This is a genomic window from Mangrovivirga cuniculi, from assembly GCF_005166025.1.
GTDB lineage: Bacteria > Bacteroidota > Bacteroidia > Cytophagales > Cyclobacteriaceae > Mangrovivirga > Mangrovivirga cuniculi.
The window spans coordinates 3113530-3135657 of sequence record NZ_CP028923.1; the positions used below are offsets into that span (position 1 = coordinate 3113530).

Below are 22128 nucleotides of genomic sequence, written 5' to 3' on the forward strand. Positions count from 1 at the left end.
AATACTTATTTAATTTGATAACTAAACCAGGACATGAAGAAAAACTCAATTCTGCCCTTACTGTTATTATTAATACCGTCTATAATCATCGCACAAGACTCAAAGGAGAGCTTCACTTCTCTCTGGGGTGAAAGTGCTAAAACTGCACTCGGCTTTTTCTGGAAATCCGGTTGGGCATTCGTTCTGGGATATATGATCAGTGGTGCAATCCAGGCTTTTGTTCCTAAAAGAAAGTTAACCCGTCATATGGGTGAAGGTGATGCCAAAAGTGTATCGTTATCTACCTTTTTTGGAGCCATTTCTTCTTCCTGCTCATTTGCAGCGCTTGCAGCAGCAAGGTCTCTATTCCTGAAAGGTGCTCACTTTATCAGTACCGTGGCATTCATGTTTGCTTCGACTAACCTGGTTATTGAATTGGGAATATTAATATTTATTTTCCTCGGATGGGAATTTATAGTGGCAGAAATTATCGGTGGTATACTATTGATCATCATCAGTTCAATTATCATCAAACTCACCTATCCTAAAAAATGGATCAAAGCAGCTCGTGAAAGACTTGAAGAGCAATCTGAAGAAGAGGAAGATTTTAACTGGAGAGAACGAATCAAGTCTAAAGAAGGCTGGTTTTTGGTCGGAAAAAAATTCGTGATGGAATGGAAAATGGCCTGGGAAGACATTTTGATTGGCTTTACCATTGCCGGATTTGTCTCTGTTTTAGTACCTCAATCTTTCTGGGAAGCCATTTTTCTAAATAATATGCAGGGCGAGTTACCTGAATTTGTGATTCGTCTCGAAAATGCACTGGTTGCTCCATTTGTTGCAGCAGCAACCTTTATCGGATCGATGGGTAATATTCCCCTAGCCACCGTTCTTAATGAAAATGGAATCTTATTCGCCGGACTAATGGGTTTCATTTATTCTGATCTGATGGTACCGCCATTAGTAAACATGAATCGCAAATACTATGGTGTTAAGGTTGCCTTTTATATTGCCGGGGTTATGTATGTCAGTATTGTACTAACCGCTTTGATCCTAAATTACAGCTTTGATTTACTCAATGTATTACCGGAAGGAAGCCGAAAAGTAAAGGAAGTAACTCAGTTTAAAATTGATTACACTTTTTATTTCAATATTGTATTCGCAGCATTTACTGGTTTGATGTTGTACTTCAACTCAAAAGCTCAAAGTAAAAGCCACGGACATGAACACAACCATGGAGGTGGTGGTATTTCCTTTAAACGAATAGTGGTATATGTTTTTGCAGCAATCGTGCTTATCGGTTTGATAATTCACCTAATCTAAAGAATACGCAAAGCATTTGCTTTTCCTTAAAATTAAAATCAATAAAGGGAGATTTGATTTTGAAATAAAAACAGCTATTTTCGCTTTCTGTTTTTATATATAATTGGTCCCGAAAACAGCTATATTCCGGGGTTCTTTTATGTCTGATTTTTTTAAGGGATTTATTAACAACATAATCAAACAAGATATAAGGTTTAATATAGCCAGAAGGCTTTGAATAAATAGATTGGTTTGATAAGAATAGAAGAGCAAATGAAACTACACCTGATACTTTTAACAGGATTTTTTTTAAGTATAATAAATATTCACGCTCAAACTGATTTCAGGCCGGGATATGTCATTACATCTTCCGAAGATACTTTACAGGGTGAGATTGATTACCGGGGCGATTTGTTAATGAGTAAAGTCTGCAAATTCAAAAATAAATCAAATAACGTCACTGAGTTCTCTCCAGGTGACATTATCGCTTACCGGTTTATCGATAGTAAATATTATGTATCCAAAGAGGTAAACCAAAAAGATGTTTTTCTTGAATACTTAATTCAGGGAGAAATGAATATTTACTATATGCGCGATGAATCGGGAGATCACTATTATATCGAAAAGGATAATACCGAATTCACCCGCCTGCCCTACGAAGAAAAAATCATGCACGTTGATGGCAAGAGAGTTCTGTATGAAAGCACCCAACATATAGGTTTACTAAAATATTATACCCGCGACGCTCCTGATTTTGTATCCCGTGTTAAAACCATAAAAAAACCAGAGCATCGGAACCTAATTAAATTAGCAGAAGACTACCATAATGCTGTTTGCAAAGAGGAAGAAAAATGTATTATCTACGAAAAGAAACTTCCCCTGATAAAAATTGCTGTAACACCTTACTTAGGCTTGACAAAATATAAAGGGTACGATGGATTTGTGAATGAAATTGGAGGGTATTTATCATTTTGGGCACCCCGAACAAGTGAGAAATTATTTTTCAAAACAGGATTAATTTACAATAAGTTATCAGAAGAAGAAGGGGAAGATATTACCGTATATAAAATTCCACTTCAGGTTCAATATATATTCAGGGCTCATAGAATTCAGCCAAACTTAAGTGCAGGCGTTAATTTTTTAACAGCAAGACTGAATAACTATAAAGAGATCAGCCATACATTAACTCTGAATGCCGGCCTGGATTATAAGATATTTAAAAATGCTTATTTATCTACCATGCTTAATTCCGAATTCACCCCTCCAAGTAGAGTGGCTGTAAGTGATTCAATGGGTTTTGGCTTAATATCTTATTCATTTATCGTTGCAATGAGATTTGATTTATAGAATTTCCTTTTTTGAGGGAAAGGGCAAGAATCTTAACAGACCGACCTTAAAAAGACAACCAATTTGGATAGCGGTGTATTATTAGAATTCCACTATTTGTTTTCGGATAAAAAACAGCTATTTTTAAGATGCTGCCCGGAAGATCTTAGAATTTGATAATTACTAATTTCAGAAAAAACCAGGCAGGTTTACTCTGTAAGGGATTTATTAATCAACCAAAACCAAATAGCAGTATTTAATTGAATTCTGAAATTATTCGAATACTTAAGAGCATAACAACCCAAATAATATTGGAAAAGGAATTATATCAATGGCATTATTCCTTCGAATCTAACAGTAATTAATCAAAACTACCTGACCTACACCAATGATCAACCTTTTTAGAAAAATCAGAAAACAACTTATATCGGAAAGTAAAATAGGACAATTTTTAATCTATTCAATTGGTGAAATCATATTAGTTGTCATTGGTATTTTATTCGCTCTTGGAATAAATAATTGGAATGAAAACAGAAAACTTCAAAAAAAGAAATTTAGACTATCCAGAACCTGATCGAAGAAATTGAATTCAACAATGCTGTTTTAAAGGCGGTAAATGATGCCGATTCACTGGCAGTTAATAATAACAAAGCACTTTTAAAAATCTTAAAAAATAAAAACTCTCAATACAATGATTCAATGAGTTATGCCTTTAAATCTATGTTGAATAATAAAATCTTTGTCATACGTAAAATCATTTATGAAAACCTGAAATCAAATGATTTCAACGTGATAAGATCAGACTCTATTCGCGCACAACTTTCAGTGTATTACGACGGCATTTACTCCTACCTTGAAAACCAGCAAAACGAAAGAAAACTATATGCCCGTAAAACATTTAGTGTACTAATAAATAAGAATTTCGAGCAGATTGCATTAGATCGTTTTGTCCCGAATGATTACGATAAATTAAAAAATGACAGGGCTTTCATAAATGCATTTTCATTCTACACTCACAATATCCAAGCTAATTACAATCAGAATATAGCATACTATTACTACCTGGAAAGCTTCAAAAATGACTTGGATGACTACCTATCTGAATTAAAAATCGGAGAGGACAATCAAGGCCTGTTTTCCTCTTATTAGTCAGTTTTAAAATAAACATTTGATTCTTTAATATTTCTGAAAATATCTCCATCAATCTTTCCTGACATCCACCTTTATCACACTTTGCAAGTGATTGACTATCCTGCTATTTATTAATTAATTTCATCACAAAACGCTATAAAACAATCACTTAAATTCCTTATATTGAAATAATTCAATTATACGCCTCGAAAATGAGAAAACATTTTTACCTGGTCGTAAGTGTAATACTCTGGCTAATAATGATTATCGGGTTTTCTGATAATTGGTTAACTGATGTTGGACAACCCAGTAATTCTCAACCAAAATTTTTAATTCATGCCTTTTTTGCATTTAGCTGGTTTACCATTCTGGTAATTCAAAATGGTTTTATTGAAAAACAAGACTTCAGCACCCATATAAAGGTGGGCAAGCTGGGATTTCTTATTTACATTGGATTCCTACTTTCTACCTTACCGCTTTATCTGAAGGAATTCGAACCTCTTTCTTTAATGGTTTTTAGCCAGCTAATATTTGGCAGTATCCTGATTGGGCTTTCTTATTATTATAGAAAGAAAGACGTGCAAATCCATAAAATGAATATGATGTTTGGTTCCTTTCTATTAGTTCAGCCCGCATGGGACCGGGCTGCGGGACACCTGTTTGGGTCTCAGGGTATAGAATGGCTTTTACTCTATCTAGTATTCTTCGGGCTATTTATATGGTATCATAAAAAGCTTAAGTGGCAAATTGCCACCGGTATCCTTATTTGGGCTGCAGGATTAACCAATATAATTTTAAATATGAACTAAAATGTAGTGTTGAAAATTTACTTGACCTAATAATAAGCAGATATGAAAAACCTAACCCACATTAAGCTTGGTGGTTTCTTTTTAATTCTTGGTTCTTTAATTTTACTGACCACAATATACTTCGAGTATCAAACGGGATGGATCGGTGTGGAAAGAACAGATCAGGATGTTCCGGTTTTTATCTATGAAAACTGGCCTGCACTGGAGAGCATCTGGGGCTGGCAAATGCTTACCCATGTATTTTTTATTATCGCCTACATAATGATCATCAAAATATCAAAACCGCTGATGTCACTAATATGGTCTCTGATGCTTATAGGTTCGATGATGGCTATAATCGGTTATGGCATAACACTTGGTAGCTACTACCCTGCCCTGGAGATCTTCGATACTCAACCGGCATTATTTAACTCTGTAAGAGGAGCTGTGGGCAATCTATTTGGTACAGGAATGATGGGAATGCTTTTATTTATTATCCCGTTTTGCTATGATTCATTTACTTCTGAAGGTACGATCAACAAGACTTTTGGTATCGTCGCTTTGGTTATCATCGCTTCATCAATAATCATCGGATTGGCTACAAGCCTTGATATTAAAGTTACCGCTGTAACATGGTTTTTCTTACCTCTTTTCCTGGGCTTTTCATACCTGAAAAAATAAAAATAACCTATTTTTCTTTCATCAATTTTATTGCTAAAACACGAAGAAACTGGTATCCAGTCAATTACATAATTCAACTAGATTTCAACATTTATTTTATCTGAATCTCTCATTTTCAAACCCACTTTTGGAATAAAATTTGTGGAATTCAAATCATCGTAAACAGTGAATTAAAATATTTACAGATATTGCCTTTAAGCGAAAATAACGGATTCAATTTTTGTCTTCCTTCTGTTAATTTAAATTTGCTTTAAGGTGCTTTTTTTAATGAATTATTAACTATTAAATCAAAAACCCTGAGAGTTAAGTTCTAAGAGCAGAGTTTACCCTTGGGTAATCACAACATGAAAAAACTTTTTACTTTTCTTACCACACTATTTTTATTAACTGCCTGCAACAACGAAGATGATATTAAAATTCATCTAACTGAAAAAAATATCAGCCTCGAGCGGATTGAAACAGATTTTGGAATAAAAGAGATCGACTTCCTCGATAATAACATTGGATATGTAATTGATTTTGAAGGTCGGATTTTAAGTACAGATAATTCTGGAACTGACTGGACTATACTTTACAATACGGATTATGAATTACTTGACATCCAATTTCTAAACAGTCAGACAGGATTTATACTTGCAAAAACTCCTGAAGAAGAATTATTTCATCTTTTAAAAACAACTGATGCTGGCGACTCTTTCATGGAAACTGAAATTTCAGGAGGTATAAACTTAAGGGAAATTCATTTCATAGATTCCAATACAGGTTTCACCTTAGGTGATCATATTTTGAGAACTTATGATAGTGGAACCGGGTGGACCGAGCTTGATATCAATTCTCACTTTTGGGGAGATTTAATTGAAAAAGAAAATGGCGACCTTTATGCCTGTGGGAGTGGAGGTGAATTCATTAAAAGTTCTGACGATGGTATAAACTGGAAACAAGTAAATTTAAATACTTCATCCCATTTATATCAGGTAACTGCATTCCAGGAAAATTTTTATTTCATTGGCCAGAATTTCTTGAAAAGTAATATTCAAACTACCTGGGAATATGAAATCCCCGCCTATATTAACGATATTAAAGTATACAATAATGATATTGTAATCGGTTTTGGAAAGCAATATCCTGAAAAAGGATTTTTTCCCTATGGAGCTCTATATATAACTAATAATTCAGGAAAGGATTGGGAAACTACTATTTTTCATGATATAAGCGACATGAGAGCAATCGATTTCATTGATTCAAATTCAGGCTTTGGTATAGCTTATACCGGAATGACGGGCATTGAATATCTTATTAAAATAAAAATTGAAGAATAATCAATTTAAACATAAACACCCTATAACGTTTACGTAAGTGTTTAATGATCCTGACCCTGCATGTATCACAGGCAGGGTTTCTTCTTTTTATCTATTTAAAAATCATTATTCTGCGAATAATTCTTAGTTTATTTCTTCAGTAGTTTTATTCAACAAATCGATAAAACCCAAAAATCCAATACTTTCAATCATTTATTGTTAAATTAAGTAACAGTCACTTACTCAAGTAATTGAGTACCCGAAACAATCTGATTTCACCACTTAACCGCAGACAATCATGCCTTCCTGTCTTACCAAACGCCTTTATTTAGTTATTGTATTTATTTTTGTTACCTGTGTAATCAACATTCAGGGACAAAACGGTTCTTCAACAGATAACAGTCCTAAACTCAGTCTACAGCATGTAACTATAGTTGTTACTGATTTTGAAAAAAGTAAACATTTCTACACCAAAGTACTAAAGCTAAAAGAAATAAAAGCCGACTGGTTACCGGAAAAACAGATGTTTATCTCACTCGGTGACAACCTGGAGCTCCACATGGGTGAAGTTGAAGGGGTTAAAGTCAATCCGAATAGTTTTAATCATTTCGCACTGGCTGTTCCGAATTTTGATGAGTTTTTAAAAGACCTTAAAGATCGAGGCTATACTTATGGTAGTCTGGGAAAAGGAAACGATGATTTTATCAGTGAAAGACCGGACAATGTCAGGCAAACATGGATAAAAGATCCTGATGGATATTGGGTAGAGATCAATGACTTGTATAAATAATTTAGTGTGAGTAAATTCCTGAATTCCCTAATCAATAATCTTTATTGGAAAATGATAAAATATTGATGAAAAAATATTTTAAAGTTCTGTTTTATATACTTTTGTTAATACTTCTGGGCTGCAGTATTCCTAATGAAAAAAATATAAACGTATTAGTAGTTACCGGCGGAAAAAAGATGGATACTTTGGCTGTAAAAACTATGTTTGATCAGTTCAATCATATATCGTATGCCACTAAATCTCAACCGGAAGCTAATAATATTTATCTGTCTTCTGCAATCGATAGTATTGATGTAATTGTATATTATGACGTAGTACAGGAAATCAATGAAGAACAAAAAGAAAAATTCCTTAAAGTCTTAAGTAAAGGAAAAGGCCTGGTTTTTTTACATCATGCCCTGGTTTCTTATCAAAAATGGAGTGAATATGAAAAAATAATTGGTGGAAAATATTATAAGATTCTCGATGATGGTGACTCACTAAAAGTCACCCCTTCCACTTATAAGCATGATGTTAAAATCCCCATCCATATAGTTGATAATAACCATCCTATCACAAGAGGAATCAAAGATTTCACTATTCTTGATGAGGTATATAAAAAATATTCAGTATCAGCAGATGTAAACCCAATACTAACTACAAATCACCCTGATAATGAAAAGATCATGGGGTGGACTCATATGTATAAAAAATCGAGAATAGTGTATTTACAATTAGGTGACAGAGGAGAAACCTTCTCAAACCCTGTTTTTAGAAAATTGGTTAGTCGTTCAATAGAATGGACAGCCACTAATGATGTTAGCATTTTAGAATAAGTAGACATTAATAATAATATTGAAAGGAATATCAACCTGTCATACAATTTACTTCCTGATTTTTAATTGATTAATAGTTAGGAGAGTTTTAATTGGATTCGGAAAAGGTTATTTTACAATAACCCTTGAAACTTATAATACCACTATAAGGGATGAGAAATATGGAGTAAGAGTTCCTGTGAAAATTCTTCTTCATAATTGTAACCAAAATATTTAAACAACAAAAATTAACACACCATGCAGAACGGACACGACAAAGGAGGTAGTTATCTTAAGTTTTTTGCAATGATCGCTACATCGATGATTGCAATGTTTCTATTAATGTACACTCATTCTTACCAGGTGATCGATCATTTTTGGTATAGTGAAACCAGGCTTTTTATGACTATTATAATGGGTGGGGCAATGATCATTATCATGCTTTCTTATATGCTTCACATGTATAAAGATAAAAGCAAAAATATGGCAATCTTCGCTCTGGGATTTTTAATGATCGGAGGATCTATCTGGCTGGTAAGAAGCCAGGTAACTGTAACAGGAACTGACTATATGGAAGGAATGATTCCACACCACTCAATCGCTATTTTAACGAGTGAAAGGGCTCAAATCAAAGATGTCCGAGTCCGGGAACTTGCAAATGATATAATCAAAGCCCAGCGTAAAGAGATCATGGAAATGCAGTGGCTGATCGACGATATAAAGAAAAACGGGATAGTAAAAACAGAAGAAGAAAAAGAAGCACGGCCCATCCCAAAATTTGAAGGTAAACTTGATGAAAAAACAAGAAAAACTGAAAGTGTTAAGGCTAACTAATTAAGAAACCATTCACTGATGCTCTTCGGGATTTTTAATCCATAGTTTACATTTCAGGTGGAGACACCTGAAATCAGAGGCAGATTTGATATGATGATTCTATTGAAGCAGCAAGGAGTATTTTCCTTCAATTCAGAATACTGCTTCTGCTTGACTGTGTCTTCACAGGCAAGGTAATCTATCAATCCGGATTACAAATCCTATGATAACAGTTCGACATTACAAATGTCGAACAGCATCTTTCTTTTACGAAAATACTTCAGGAATATGTAGCAGATTTTATGATATACAACTGCTCTTTGGAATTTGCAATTCCGAAGCCCTATCGATGGATTTTTAATCCATAGTTTACATTTCAGGTGGAGACACCTGAAATCAGGGACAATTGTGATATAATGACTCTATTGTAGCAGCAGTGAGTATTTTCTTTCAATTCAGAACACTGCTTCTGCTTGATTGCGTCTTCACAGGCAAGGTATTCTATCTATTCGGATTACAAATCTTATGATAACAGTTCGACATTACAAATGTCGAACAGCATCTTTCTTTTACGAAAATACTTCAGGAATATGTAGCAGATTTCATGATACACAACTGCTCTTTGGAATTTGCAATTCCGAAGCCCTATCGATGGATTTTTAATCCATAGTTTACATTTCAGGTGGAGACACCTGAAATCAGGGACAATTGTGATATAATGACTCTATTGTAGCAGCAGGGAGTGTCTTCCTACAATTCAAAATACTGCTTCTGCTTGACTGTGTCTTCACATGCAAGGTAATCTATCAATTCGGATTACAAATCCTATGATAACAGTTCGACATTACAAATGTCGAACAGCACCTTTCTTTTACGAAAATACTTTAGGAATATGTTGCCGATTTCATGATACACAACTGCTCTTTGGAATTTGCAATTCCGAAGCCCTATCGATGGATTTTTAATCCATAGTTTACATTTCAGGTGGAGACACCTGAAATCAGGGACAATTGTGATATAATGACTCTATTGTAGCGGCAGGGAGTGTCTTCCTACAATTCAAAATACTGCTTCTGCTTGACTGTGTCTTCACAGGCCAGGTATAGCTATCTACTTTTCATCAACTTCTACCAGCTCATCATCCTTCCAGATGCCACTGGCTACTACATCACCATCTGCACCATAAAAGATACCCCGTCCGTTTCTGCCATCATTAGCCCATTGACCAACAAACTTTTCACCGTTAGGCCAGTAGTAAGTTCCCTCACCGTGACGCTTATCATTTCTGTACTCTCCCTTATAGTATTCTCCATCAGGCCAGTAGAAAGCCCCTTCCCCATGACGCTGGTTATTTTTCCATTCACCCTCATAGCGGCTACCGGTCTTTAAAAGGGCAACACCTGTTCCATTTGCCTTTCCCTCTTTTACCTGACCAACGTAATGCACAGTACTTCCCTTGCTACTTTTAAAAGTGATATACTGTCCAAAAGATTTTTGCCTTAATTGTCGCTGTAAGTTATTCACTTGTACTTTCACTTTCCTTAAAGCAAAAGAAAGAGAATCATATTGCCTGATCTCTTCAGGAGTAGCAATTCTTGTCGATTGTTCAAGTGAATCAATATATGCCAGGGTAACACTATCTGTATCTGATTCAACCTTCGTCTGTGGCTCATACATTAAACTTTGCACTAGTCTAATACGTTTTCTTATCGCTTCTGCCTCTTCATCATTAACTCCCTCAAGTTGCTTTTCGTAAGCCTTTAATGCAGCAGAATAATCACCTTCTATCAATATTGAATCAATAGAAAGAATTTGCTGTTGCTTTTCAACATTCTCAAGAATCTGTGCTAACTCTTCATTACTTGATTCAACCTTATTTTTAAGGCTTTGTGTCCTGAAAAAATAATATGCAGCCAGTGCTATTGATATTGCAAGGGCGACGTATGTTAGTATTTTAATGCTTTTTCGTTTCATTGAAAACAATTATACCTTTAAAAAATCAATCATCCTTATGGATTGAAGGAAGTTTGTGCTTAACCTTTCGGAAATCTGGTGAGAAATAAACGTGAAACCTCAGGCCCATTTTCTGTTTATAGTAACCACCGTTGTGAAGTTCCTGACCAAGAGAATACAAAAAGCCCGTTGCCATGGTTAATCTGGGGCTAATAATATATCCAAAAGAAGTATGCAATCGCAGATCTTCCAATGGACTGTCGATAACCGGCTCACCACTTTGCATGATCAACTCAGCCTCAGGAGCTATATAAAAGGTATTTGAAGCGAGTTTCGGCTTATTAATTGGTATTTTCATCCTGAACATATACCTCCACCGATTACGATAAATATAGTCGCTATCTTCCAGGTATCCTTTAGACCATCTTTGCTCAAATCTAAAGCGGTGATAGATCATAGATCTACCCAATGGCATAGCAAACTGGGCTTGTTCCCAAATACGCCATTCAGGAACAGCAGACTTTTCGCCAGACTCTAGAACATCACTGGTATTAAAATTTATACGCAGGACACCCCCTACTGCCACGTTAAATTTCTTAGAAAACAGGTACCCAAGGGCATGCCGGTTATAAACCTGGGCAATCTGCCCAACCATTGGGGTTCCGCCCTTTTCCTGGAACCTGAAGTGAGTTTGAGCTACCCAGAACAATCGTTTTGATAAACGAATATTCCCATAGGTGTTGATCCAGAATATACTAGTTGGTTCTTTGATCTTGGACTTCTCCGGTAAAACATTGTCCTGAGAAAACGCCGGAAAAGAACAAAACATCAATAAAAGGATCAATATACTGGTATAGGTTTTATTTACTGTTCTCATCCGTCAATCTCATTATTTACTGCCTGAACATTAAGCAACTGAAGAACTTCCTGTGGGTCCTTCTCCTTCTTCAACTTCCTTTCGATGCGGGAAGTATCTTCTTCTTTCAATTCCATTACTCTTAAGTAGGCGTTATTGAGAAGATTATTAATTTCTTTTGTGTTGTCACATGTCAGACCAGACTGTACTTTATTTAGAAAGTGAGGAATAAGCACAGTATTATATGCATTAGTAATTCTTTTCTTTACTTCTTCATCCATTAATGTGGCGGTAAATGGATTAAACACTTCCTCTGTATATTCTTCTTTTATTTCCTGTGCTCTCGCCGGAAGATTACCAATTGTTAATGATAGTTGAGTCAGATCACCAAAACATGTGATCAACTCACGTGCCCTCTTCATTTTCACATTAGGATCCTTAATTGAAGAATAACTTTTTAAATCATTATTAACCTTATTTTTTATACTTAATATGGCCTGCTTTTCAGGACCTTCGAGTATTGCACTCAAAGAATCTGTTGCTTCATTAGCAGCATTCAGTCCCATGATAAGTTCTTCTTCCAGGTTTGCAAGTTTTTGTTCCTGCTGACGCTCTGTGAGTTTATTACTTAACTGATCTTCGATATACTCCAGACTCAAATAAGAATATTCTGCTACCTCGGCAACAAGTTCCAGTCCTTCTTTATTAAAATTAAAATTACCCTCTTGAGGACCTAAAAATGAACCGGTTAGCATTTCATCTTGTCCCTGGTAATTGACTTCAAATTCAGTTCTATAATTGTGTTCTCCTTTAAATTCATTGCGAGGCACAAATTCAAGAATATCGGATTCATTGTAACTAACAACATCCTTAACCAGTGAAAGATATGTTTCATTAATCTCTTTAATTGCTGCCACCAAAAATGCAACATCCTCATCGGAAAGCTGAAGGATTTTCAATTGTGAACTTTCAATTAAAAATTCATTGATTTCATCTGATTTTTCAACGTACTCATTAATATTATCCAGCAATTGATTTTCCCGATCAGTCAGCGGAAAATAAGCTGCTTTGACCTTAAATTCAGGCATAAATGATGATTTGCCCAGGCTGGAAAGAATGTCGTCTATCTTTTTATAATTATCGGCATTTTCAGCCAGAAGATCTCCCATTTGACTATCGTTAAGAATAGTATCGCCTTTATTGATCAACTGCTGTCTCAGTTGCAAAATTTTAATAAAGCGTTCATCGAGATTGATAACCTTAGGGTTATTCATGTTTCGTGGAAAACCTTTAAGCGTACGGGTTTCATTATCCTGCTGAATAATTATCTGTTCCAGTCGGCCATCCTGAAAATACCAGTTTTCAGTAGCTCCTAGAGCATCGGAACTATATAATTCCCACACATCATGCGCCAGTCCATCACGAAGAAACCTTCCTATTAGTGTCAGGTTCTCATTTTCAATATTGAAACTCCTTTGTGGTACTCCATATTCGAAATTTATTGAACTGTTAAACAGGACACGTTCAACTTCTGAACCATTCAATTCTTCAATTTTATGGTTCCATTTACCATTGGGTTTACCGCTATAAAGATTTCCCGTTGCAGTATGAACAACACCATTAATCTTTACATGGTATTCATTCTTATCAAATTCAGCTTTATTATTGGTTGAGAGTTGACCAAAAACAAATTTCCAGAATCCATCAGGATAGTCATTTTGAAATCCCCCTTTAAAAAGAAAATAATCATCTCCACCCTGAAGTAATGAACCGGGATTTATTTGTCTTAATTGAAATGGACCATTTAAGATTGTATCTCCATCTTCAATTATATATTCAAATTCTGCATCGCCTGCATAACCTGAGACACTGAAATTTCCAGAATATTCTGTTTCTCCCTGCCCAGCCATTGTAAAAGGCACAAATGGCAGGACAAAAAGACAAACTTTCAGGAATAATGAAATTTTATCTTGTAAAAAGTACTTTCTAAACATTTAGAGCCGGTTTCATCTTTACGAAAAGCGCAAAATAACATCAATAAAATTAATAAAAAAGCTTATCAATGATTATGCATTGATAAGCTTTATTACTTAATGAAGTAAATGACATTAAAAATTAATCACCTATTTCAATTATCAGAATCATTTTCCATTATAGTAAATTCAACCCTTCTGTTGGTAGCTCTGTTCTCGCTACTATTGTTTTCGACTAATGGTTTGGATTCTCCCCAGCCCAAAAATTCAATTCTGCTTTCCATAATTCCATTTGAGATCAGGTAATCAGCAACAGACTCAGCTCTCCTCTCTGAAAGTTTAATATTGTATTCTTCAGTCCCCACATCATCAGTATGGCCTTCGATCTTAACCTGTAGAGATGAATCGCTTTTCATTAACTCAACCAACTCATCAAGAGTCTCCTTATCTTTTTGCTGGAGCTGTGCCTGGTCTGTAGCGAAATTGAAATTAAAATATACTTTTTCATCTGTTCGGATATGTTCAAAATCTCCGGCAATAGCATCTCCTTCTGTTCCGGCCTTATCATTTTCAGATCCGGGACCTTCTTCACTGGCAACCACTTCTTTTGGATCCAGCTGATCTATCTCCTCATAGTTATCGCGCGGATCAATCGGAGTTTGCTCTGTTGAGTTATCATTTACCACTTTTTTATCATTTCCGGATTTATTTTTCTCCTTACTATTTTTCTTTCTGTCCTTCTTTTTTCTGCGTTTATTTCTTCTCTTCTTATTTATATTACGGGATTTTCTCTTATATCGGTACCTTGATTTAATTTCCTTACCCAACTGAAATCCAAGTTCAATAGCCCCCGGTTAGCTAATCTGTTATTGACAGGTATCTCATAACTTACCCCCGCAGAAACAGGTCCTTTATGCCATTGAAACCCAAGTAATATCCCCTGGTTCGAAAGATATTTGGTATGCAATTTTATTTCCTGATCGGTTAACTGATAATAATATTTATCCAGTTTATAGGTTGTCACCATTCCAACGCTTAAAATCCCCGTTGAAGCAGAATGTGAATAAAGCACCTCCGGATAAACATTGAAATAATAATTTTCATATGCCCTGAAACCAAACTCTCCGACATAAGTTACAGGCAATAAAGCTTTCTCTCCGGAAAAGCTTTCATTCGGACGGTTAAAATCCTGAATCGCAATTCCCCAATGCAGTAGTCTTTCATCATCTCTGTTCCTGGACTCGTACATCAATCCGGACCCAATCGTAAAGTAATTAGCTGTTAATGCACCAAGGTCCTCTCCGGAACTGATACCCGGATCAAAACCTCCCGGTTTATATTGATTTCCGGTGGTGAGATTATCCATATTAAATCCTGACATATGAAACCCTCCTCTGACACCCCAGCTAAGTACTTTTCTTTTACTCCTGTCGAGAAAAAAATTAAAAGCATAATTAACCCCGAAATTCATCTTTTCTAATAGCCCGTCATAACCGGTCTGATCATGGCCAATAGTTACCCCGATTCCAGACCATCGATCACCTCTCCTGCCAAGAATCGGATATTTCGCTGAAACCAAAAGATTATTAAGCTCAATTCCGGGCTGACTTCTTTGAGAACGGTATATAAATGAGGCTGTAGCAAAATTATCGAGTGAAACAGAAGCCGGGTTGACTTGCTGCATTGAATAATTATATTGACTGAACTGATATTGCTGCCCTTTTACTATTAAAGGCACAAATAAAAGCATCAAATAAATGTATATAAATTTCCTCATCATCTTATTAAATGAACTGCGCCTGATTCTTTACCATCATTGAGTAGCAAAGGCTCACCGTTAATGTATGTGCCCGTTACCTTCCAAAAATAAATTCCACTTGGTTGCTCTTTACCTCTCCACTTTCCATTCCATCCGGAACTGCTGAGTAAGGAAGGGTTATCAGATTCGAAAACCAGGCTGCCGGTTCTATTAAAAATTCTAATTTGAATATCTCTTACTCCTTCAAGACCATATACTTTCAACTGATCATTTTCTCCATCTCCGTTTGGTGTAAAAAGCTCAGGGATATGCGCTGTTGTAATAACAAATACCATCACTTCTGCAGTATCAGAACAACCGAGACTATCTAATCCTTCAACTGTATATAAAATCGGATCCTCAGGAGTTGTTCTGGGTGAAGAAATAAAAGGATCATCTAACCAATCAGGTGGTGACCAGGTATATGTTGAGGCCCCTCTTGCAGAAAGTCTGGCACTCCCTCCTCTTTCTACCTTTAATACCGAATCTGCTACAGAAACCTCCGGCTTGCTCAAATGAACTTGTAAAGTATCATAGTATTCACATCCATAAATCGTTTTAACAGACAGAACCACAGTATCCGGACCATTAAAATCATAGCTCACAGGATTACCGTAACCAAGATCTCCATTATTATAAGAATACCATCCTGCAGAATCGATCTCCTCATTATCTAACTCCAGGAAAATTTCTGAGCCCAGACAGGCCCATCTGTCTTCTGCAAATCGTAGCGAGTCGATTTCAAAAGATAAATGATCAAAGTTGTTATCGTATTTTAATTCGGCATAGCCGGTTTGAGGATATTCAGTATTGAAACTATAAACATTTTCATCAGGTCGGGGAAATGTTACGGGAGGACTTGTCTTTCCACTATCATTAAAAACAACAAAAATATCATTCTCCAGCTTCTCTTTCCCTATAACAAAATGGTAATCAGCACTATCAAATCCGTAAACAATTTCCGGCAACCCAAATACTGCCAGTAATTCTGCGTCAGTTTGTTTTGGATCTTTATTATATAAAGCCACTGGAGTTCCCACATTGACGGTATCATACCCATTATTATATACTCTGAGTTCAACCAAAGCACTATCCTGATTGAAACAATTGACATCCATAATCGAAGGGATCCCATCTATTGTCGGGTCATCAACACCCAGGATAAATGTATTTGTTTGATCAACACAATTTCCATTAAAAGCTTTGAGAGTAATATAATAGTACCCGGGTTCTTCAAACAAATAGTTAAGATCAACAGAGTCTGTCGTGGTATATGTTGGTAAATCGGGTCGTCCGGCTGGTCCACGATGTACTATCTCCCATTCATAGCTATTCGCTCCAGTTGATATGTTTTTGAAAGTTACAGGTTCAGTAAACCTGGATAAAGGTAATTTTGAGGCTATAAATCTCTTGTCAGGGTAAAACCTGGCATCCACTCCACACATCACATTAACAATTCGTTGATAGGAAGAAAAACAAGTTGGATCATCCTTCCAGGCTTTAAGATATACCCGGTATTTACCTGTTTCATCAAAAGAGTAATTTAAAACAGAATCAGTTTCTGTGGCTAATGAATCAGGAACATACCCTTTTTCCCAGACCACAGAATAATTGTGACTCCCATTGCCGAGGTATTCAACGTACCATTCATAATTAATGAATCCATCACCAAAGGCATTAAATTCGACTGTATCATCGGGAGTCGGGAATTCCATTTTCTGATCGAAATACAACTCTGAAACTTCCGGACAAGGGTCGTTACAAGTTAACGGATTACCCGGGCTCTCCATGTAAAGGTCTATACGGTAAGTTTCAAGGTGGAATCTCATTCGTTCTGCCTGTCCCTCAGTAAAAGCATTACCACAACCCGATGAATAATCCATAAAATTTGAATTCATATCAGGAACGTCCTCGTAAAAATTGCCATTGCTATAATTTGACAAGGTATCTGTGTTACAGGTATTCGTTTCACAACCTTCGAGCATACTGTCATCCGGAGGTGTATCACATACCATATCGCCATTTACAGTACAATCCTGATTGTAGCATCCACCGGTGAACGTATGTAATAACCCCAGATAATGTCCACATTCATGAACGAGTACGTCAGGACTTCTAACCCCGATAACTATCCCGTCACTTTTATTATATACCTGGGTGGTATCATAAGGAAGGGTTGCATAACCAGCTGCAGGAATTCTGGTCCACCAGGTTCTCCCTGTATAATTGCTGATCACTTCTGAGTATATCTTATCGACAACCCATATATTCAAATAATATCGTGGATCCCACTGAACTTTGGTTTTTAATTCAGGATCTTCCAGATCCATGTCGTAATCTGAATAATCACTGGACATTCGCGTGATCCCATTAGTTTTAGATCCATCTGGTGCCTTTGAAGCCAGGCAAAACCTGATTTTAGTGTCCACACCTTCGGTCACAGAATTAAACATTCCAGCATTGGCAAAACCATCATTCAGATTATTTAATAAGGTGATTATCTCAGCGTCAGAGATGCTGTCATTCTCTTCGATTAAATGAAAAACCACCGGTATGGTATATTGCTCATTTATGTTCCTCTGCCCTGCTTTACTATTTTGCCACTGAGCAAATCTGGAAGCCTGAAGCTCCCTAGTTTCAAGATCGGGAATTTCAATACCACACTCATCCACTTTTTGCTGTGCGACGGTATTAAATAATCCAAAAAATAAACACCCGAGTAGCAATATCTTTTTTAGAATATTACCCCTGATTTTAAAAAATCTACGATGAATCATTATTTATTGCTCAATATTAAAGTTAAACGGGATTGAAATTTCACTACGAACAGGCTCTCCACCTGAAGTGGCCGGAATCCATACCGGCATCTCATTAATTAATCGAATTGCTTCCTTGTCAAAAGCTTCCCCAAGCGAATTAATTACTTTAATTTCAGTAATGGAACTATCAGGCATTATGGCAAATTGTACTTCAACCACTCCTTCGATACTATCTTTTAAAGCTATTTCAGGATATTTCAGGTTTTCTTCAAAGTATGAATACATATGCTTCACCCCATTTAAAGGCTTTGCATTTACATAATGCTCTGTGTCAATTTCTCCCTTTATTTCCTCTTTGTTTTTCGGTTTACTTTTAATCGGTAATTTTTGTTCTTTAATCACCTTCACCTCATTAGATTGAGAAAAAAATTCTTTATTTAAACTCTCAGTATTATCATTTTTATCAATACCGGGTGTGGTTTTATCTTTAGAACTTAATTCTTTACTTCTAAAAGCAGAGTTTAATGAATCAGCAGAAGAATCAGTCTCTTCTACGAAATTGCTTGAATCAATTGCCATTTTGTTTATATCTGAGGGGTTATCCTCAATAACAAAAGACTCCTTATTGGTTTCTAATTCCTGGTTATTATCAGCGTTTTGGACAACCAGGTAACCAATTATCAAAGAAAGCACTACTATCAGTGCAGCTGAAAACCTAATCGTAAGCTTTCTGGTTACTTGTTTATCTATCTTTTCAGTCCTGTATTGTTCTAATACAGCACCAAAGTCCATCTTTGATTCGATCTCTCTATCTGAGATCTTGTGGGATTTATTCTCTATTTTGATCTTTGATCTCATGATCCCATTAATTTTTTAAGTTTTTCCAAAGCTCTGTATAGACGCATTTTACAACTCCCCTCATTCTTGCTAATTACTTCAGCTATTTCCTGAAATTTCAATCCGTCAAAAAATCGCAATTCGATTATTTGTAATTCTTTTTCAGAAAGTTTTTCAAGGGATTTCTTTAATCGGATATTCTGTTCGTCAGAAAAAACAGAGATCTCATCAAAAAGACCGGATGCATTTTCTATTTCCACATGACGTACTTTACCGGTCTTCCGGAAATATTGCATGCATTCATTAACAGCGATTCTATACAACCAAAAGTAAATTGATTTACCTCTGCATTCAAAAGAAGGTAATTTATGAAGTGCTTTACAAAACACACCGGACAGGATATCAGCTGTGATATCCGGATCACGGGTTTTGCTTATGACCATGCGAAATAGAGGCTTATAGTACTTCTTATAAATAGGCTCAAATTTCTGAGGATTCTTTTTTGCCTCATTAATTATCACCTCCTCCGATTTCTCGTCGATCAGCTTGTTGGTATAGGTTATCAGGTCCGTCAATTCAAAGCTCATTTACTCATAGAAATGCAGAACACAACAAAAAGTAACAAATGTTGTAAAAAAATATTCCACATTAAAATCAAGGGTCCAATTTAACAGGTTAAATCATCATTATCCATAGAAAAAATAAAAATCTGGAGGTTCATAAAAATCAAATAAAAAAAGGTGACTTAATAAAAAGCCACCTTTTCAAAATTAATTAGCTAAAACTGATTAATTAACGTCAAATCGATCTGCGTTCATTACTTTATTCCAGGCTGCAACAAAATCCTTATAAAATTTATCTTTAGAGTCTTCTGTAGCATATACTTCGGCAAGTGCTCTCAGTTCAGAATTTGAACCGAAGATAAGATCCACACGGGTTCCCTTCCACTTTGCCTCTCCGGATTTTCTGTCTTTTCCTTCAAAAAGATCATCAGCTTCCGAAACAGATTTCCAGGTTGTCCCCAGGTCTAAAAGGTTGACAAAGTAATCATTAGTCAGCTTACCCGGAGTTTTAGTAAAAACTCCATAATCAGACCCATCAAAATTTGTGTCCAGAACTCTCATTCCTCCAATTAAAACAGTCATTTCCGGAGCTGTCAAGGTCAGAAGCTGGGCTCTGTCCAACAGCATTTCTTCAGCTGTAACAGAATACTGTTGACTCAAATAATTTCTAAAACCGTCTGCTTTTGGCTCAAGCGGCTCGAAATTCTCAACATCAGTTTGTTCCTGCGTCGCATCAGTTCGACCCGGTGTAAATGGAACTGAAACATCTTGTCCGGCATCTTTAGCCGCTTTTTCGATTGCAGCGTTACCTCCTAAAACAATGAGGTCTGCAAGTGATACTTTCTTATTACCTGATTGACCGGAATTGAAATCTTTTTGAATTTCCTCCAGCTTACCAATTACCTTAGATAATTGTTCAGGATTGTTTACAGCCCAGTCTTTTTGAGGAGCCAGTCTCACTCTTGCACCGTTTGCACCACCTCGTTTATCTGATCCACGGAATGTCGATGCTGATGCCCAGGCAGTAGAAACTAATTCAGAAACTGATAATCCTGAATCAAGAATTTTCCCTTTTAAGGTATCTATATCCTTATCGCTAACTAACTCAAAATCCACCTCAGGAACCGGATCCTGCCAGATCAGATCTTCTTCAGGAACTTCAGGTCCCAGATATCTTGATTTTGGACCCATATCTCTGTGGGTAAGTTTGAACCATGCACGAGCGAACGCATCGGCAAACTCATCCGGGTTATCCATAAACCTTTTTGAGATCTTCTCATACTCAGGATCAAACCTCAAAGAAAGGTCCGTTGTCAACATAAAAGGAGCATGTTTTTTATCAGGATTATGCGCATCAGGAATTGTTCCTTCTCCCTCTCCATTCTTTGGTTTCCACTGGTGAGCTCCCGCCGGACTTTTAGTTAGTTCCCAGTCATATTTAAATAAATTTTCAAAATATTGATGACTCCATTTTGTTGGGGTCGATGTCCAGGCACCTTCAAGACCACTGGTGATTGTATGTTCTCCTTTACCACTTTCGAAGGTATTTTTCCATCCCATTCCCTGTTCTTCTATTGTCGCTCCGGCTGGTTCCGGACCAACAAATTTTAATGGGTCTGCTGCTCCATGTGTTTTTCCAAAGGTATGACCACCGGCGATTAACGCGACGGTCTCCTCATCATTCATAGCCATACGGCCAAAAGTTTCTCTTATATCATGGGCGGCAGTAACAGGATCCGGATGACCATTCGGACCTTCTGGGTTAACGTAAATCAAGCCCATCTGAACAGCTGCCAAAGGATTTTCAAGTTCTCTGTCTCCGGTATATCTTTCATCACCAAGCCATTCTTCTTCCGCACCCCAGTATACATCCTCCTCAGGTTCCCACACATCTTCTCTACCTCCGGCAAAACCAAAAGTTTCAAATCCCATTGATTCTAATGCCACATTACCTGCAAGGATCATAAGGTCTGCCCATGATAATTTACGACCATACTTTTGTTTTATTGGCCATAATAATAAACGGGCTTTATCAAGGTTGGCATTATCCGGCCAGCTATTTAAAGGGGCAAATCTTTGAGTTCCTGCACCTGCTCCTCCTCTACCATCACCAATACGATAGGTTCCGGCACTGTGCCATGCCATACGAATGAAAAAAGGACCATAGTGACCATAATCGGCAGGCCACCAGTCTTGCGAGTCGGTCATCAGATCATTCAGTTCTTTTTTAACTTGTTTCAGATCAAGTTTTTTGAATTCTTCAGCATAATTAAATTCATCATCCATTGGGTTAGACATCGATGAATTCTGTCGAAGAATACTTAGTTTCAGTTGGTTAGGCCACCAGTCGCGGTTAGATGTACCTGTACCTGCAGTATGTTTGACCACGCCACCCATAAACGGGCACTTACTTTCTTTGTCAGCATTCACTTTGTAAGTAGTTGCTCCGGCCAGCGTGTTGGGGTGTTTTTTATTTTCCATACAAAA

General features: G+C 36.5%; 19 protein-coding genes. 10 read left to right on the plus strand and 9 right to left on the minus strand.

Features of this window, described 5'->3' with window-relative positions:
* Window positions 1-33 precede the first annotated feature (33 nt).
* From DCC35_RS13670 to DCC35_RS13710, 10 genes are all read left to right on the plus strand, one after another.
* On the plus strand, window positions 34-1302 hold the full coding sequence (locus DCC35_RS13670) for a permease (RefSeq protein ID WP_137091334.1): 1269 nt from the start codon (window positions 34-36) through the stop codon (window positions 1300-1302).
* Between the two features lie 231 nt (window positions 1303-1533).
* Window positions 1534-2628, plus strand: a complete 1095-nt coding sequence (locus DCC35_RS13675; RefSeq protein ID WP_137091335.1) for a hypothetical protein — start codon at window positions 1534-1536, stop codon at window positions 2626-2628.
* A 367-nt stretch (window positions 2629-2995) separates the two neighbouring features.
* Window positions 2996-3181: a DUF6090 family protein gene (locus DCC35_RS21290; RefSeq protein ID WP_246070020.1), complete on the plus strand. Its 186-nt coding sequence runs from the start codon at window positions 2996-2998 to the stop codon at window positions 3179-3181.
* 146 nt (window positions 3182-3327) lie between these two features.
* On the plus strand, window positions 3328-3756 hold the full coding sequence (locus tag DCC35_RS13680; RefSeq protein WP_137091336.1) for a hypothetical protein: 429 nt from the start codon (window positions 3328-3330) through the stop codon (window positions 3754-3756).
* 194 nt (window positions 3757-3950) lie between these two features.
* The gene (locus DCC35_RS13685; RefSeq protein WP_137091337.1) at window positions 3951-4547 is read left to right on the plus strand and encodes a hypothetical protein; all 597 of its coding nucleotides are present in this window, start codon (window positions 3951-3953) and stop codon (window positions 4545-4547) included.
* A 42-nt stretch (window positions 4548-4589) separates the two neighbouring features.
* Window positions 4590-5207: a hypothetical protein gene (locus DCC35_RS13690; RefSeq protein WP_137091338.1), complete on the plus strand. Its 618-nt coding sequence runs from the start codon at window positions 4590-4592 to the stop codon at window positions 5205-5207.
* Window positions 5208-5551: 344 nt separating this feature from the next.
* A complete protein-coding gene (locus tag DCC35_RS13695) occupies window positions 5552-6526 on the plus strand; it encodes a WD40/YVTN/BNR-like repeat-containing protein (RefSeq protein ID WP_137091339.1) in 975 nt (324 codons plus the stop codon).
* Between the two features lie 277 nt (window positions 6527-6803).
* Window positions 6804-7295 (plus strand): VOC family protein, encoded by a 492-nt coding sequence (locus DCC35_RS13700; protein WP_137091340.1) that lies wholly within the window; start codon window positions 6804-6806, stop codon window positions 7293-7295.
* 65 nt (window positions 7296-7360) lie between these two features.
* Window positions 7361-8110: a ThuA domain-containing protein gene (locus DCC35_RS13705; protein WP_137091341.1), complete on the plus strand. Its 750-nt coding sequence runs from the start codon at window positions 7361-7363 to the stop codon at window positions 8108-8110.
* 237 nt (window positions 8111-8347) lie between these two features.
* Entirely contained in the window at window positions 8348-8923 is a 576-nt protein-coding gene (locus DCC35_RS13710; RefSeq protein ID WP_217495849.1) for a DUF305 domain-containing protein, read from the plus strand.
* Window positions 8924-10012: 1089 nt separating this feature from the next.
* On the opposite strand, the gene DCC35_RS13715 is transcribed toward DCC35_RS13710, so the two are convergent.
* From DCC35_RS13715 to katG, 9 genes are all read right to left on the minus strand, one after another.
* Entirely contained in the window at window positions 10013-10876 is an 864-nt protein-coding gene (locus tag DCC35_RS13715; RefSeq protein WP_137091342.1) for an MORN repeat-containing protein, read from the minus strand.
* A 25-nt stretch (window positions 10877-10901) separates the two neighbouring features.
* Complete coding sequence (locus DCC35_RS13720) at window positions 10902-11732, minus strand: DUF2490 domain-containing protein (RefSeq protein WP_137091343.1); 831 nt, start codon at window positions 11730-11732, stop codon at window positions 10902-10904.
* Window positions 11729-13705, minus strand: coding sequence for a hypothetical protein (locus DCC35_RS13725; protein WP_137091344.1), 1977 nt, complete (start codon window positions 13703-13705; stop codon window positions 11729-11731). The genes DCC35_RS13720 and DCC35_RS13725 overlap by 4 nt, the downstream gene beginning before the upstream one ends.
* A gap of 134 nt (window positions 13706-13839) precedes the next feature.
* Window positions 13840-14511, minus strand: coding sequence for an OmpA family protein (locus DCC35_RS13730; protein ID WP_175402826.1), 672 nt, complete (start codon window positions 14509-14511; stop codon window positions 13840-13842).
* Complete coding sequence (locus tag DCC35_RS13735; protein WP_175402827.1) at window positions 14457-15461, minus strand: PorP/SprF family type IX secretion system membrane protein; 1005 nt, start codon at window positions 15459-15461, stop codon at window positions 14457-14459. Before DCC35_RS13735 ends, DCC35_RS13730 begins: the two co-directional genes overlap by 55 nt.
* Entirely contained in the window at window positions 15461-18259 is a 2799-nt protein-coding gene (locus DCC35_RS13740; protein ID WP_137091347.1) for a M43 family zinc metalloprotease, read from the minus strand. The genes DCC35_RS13735 and DCC35_RS13740 overlap by 1 nt, the downstream gene beginning before the upstream one ends.
* A 3-nt stretch (window positions 18260-18262) precedes the next feature.
* A complete protein-coding gene (locus DCC35_RS13745) occupies window positions 18263-19099 on the minus strand; it encodes an energy transducer TonB (RefSeq protein ID WP_137091348.1) in 837 nt (278 codons plus the stop codon).
* On the minus strand, window positions 19096-19665 hold the full coding sequence (locus DCC35_RS13750) for an RNA polymerase sigma factor (protein WP_137091349.1): 570 nt from the start codon (window positions 19663-19665) through the stop codon (window positions 19096-19098). Before DCC35_RS13750 ends, DCC35_RS13745 begins: the two co-directional genes overlap by 4 nt.
* A 201-nt stretch (window positions 19666-19866) precedes the next feature.
* Window positions 19867-22122, minus strand: a complete 2256-nt coding sequence (katG, locus tag DCC35_RS13755; protein ID WP_137091350.1) for a catalase/peroxidase HPI — start codon at window positions 22120-22122, stop codon at window positions 19867-19869.
* Window positions 22123-22128 lie beyond the last annotated feature (6 nt).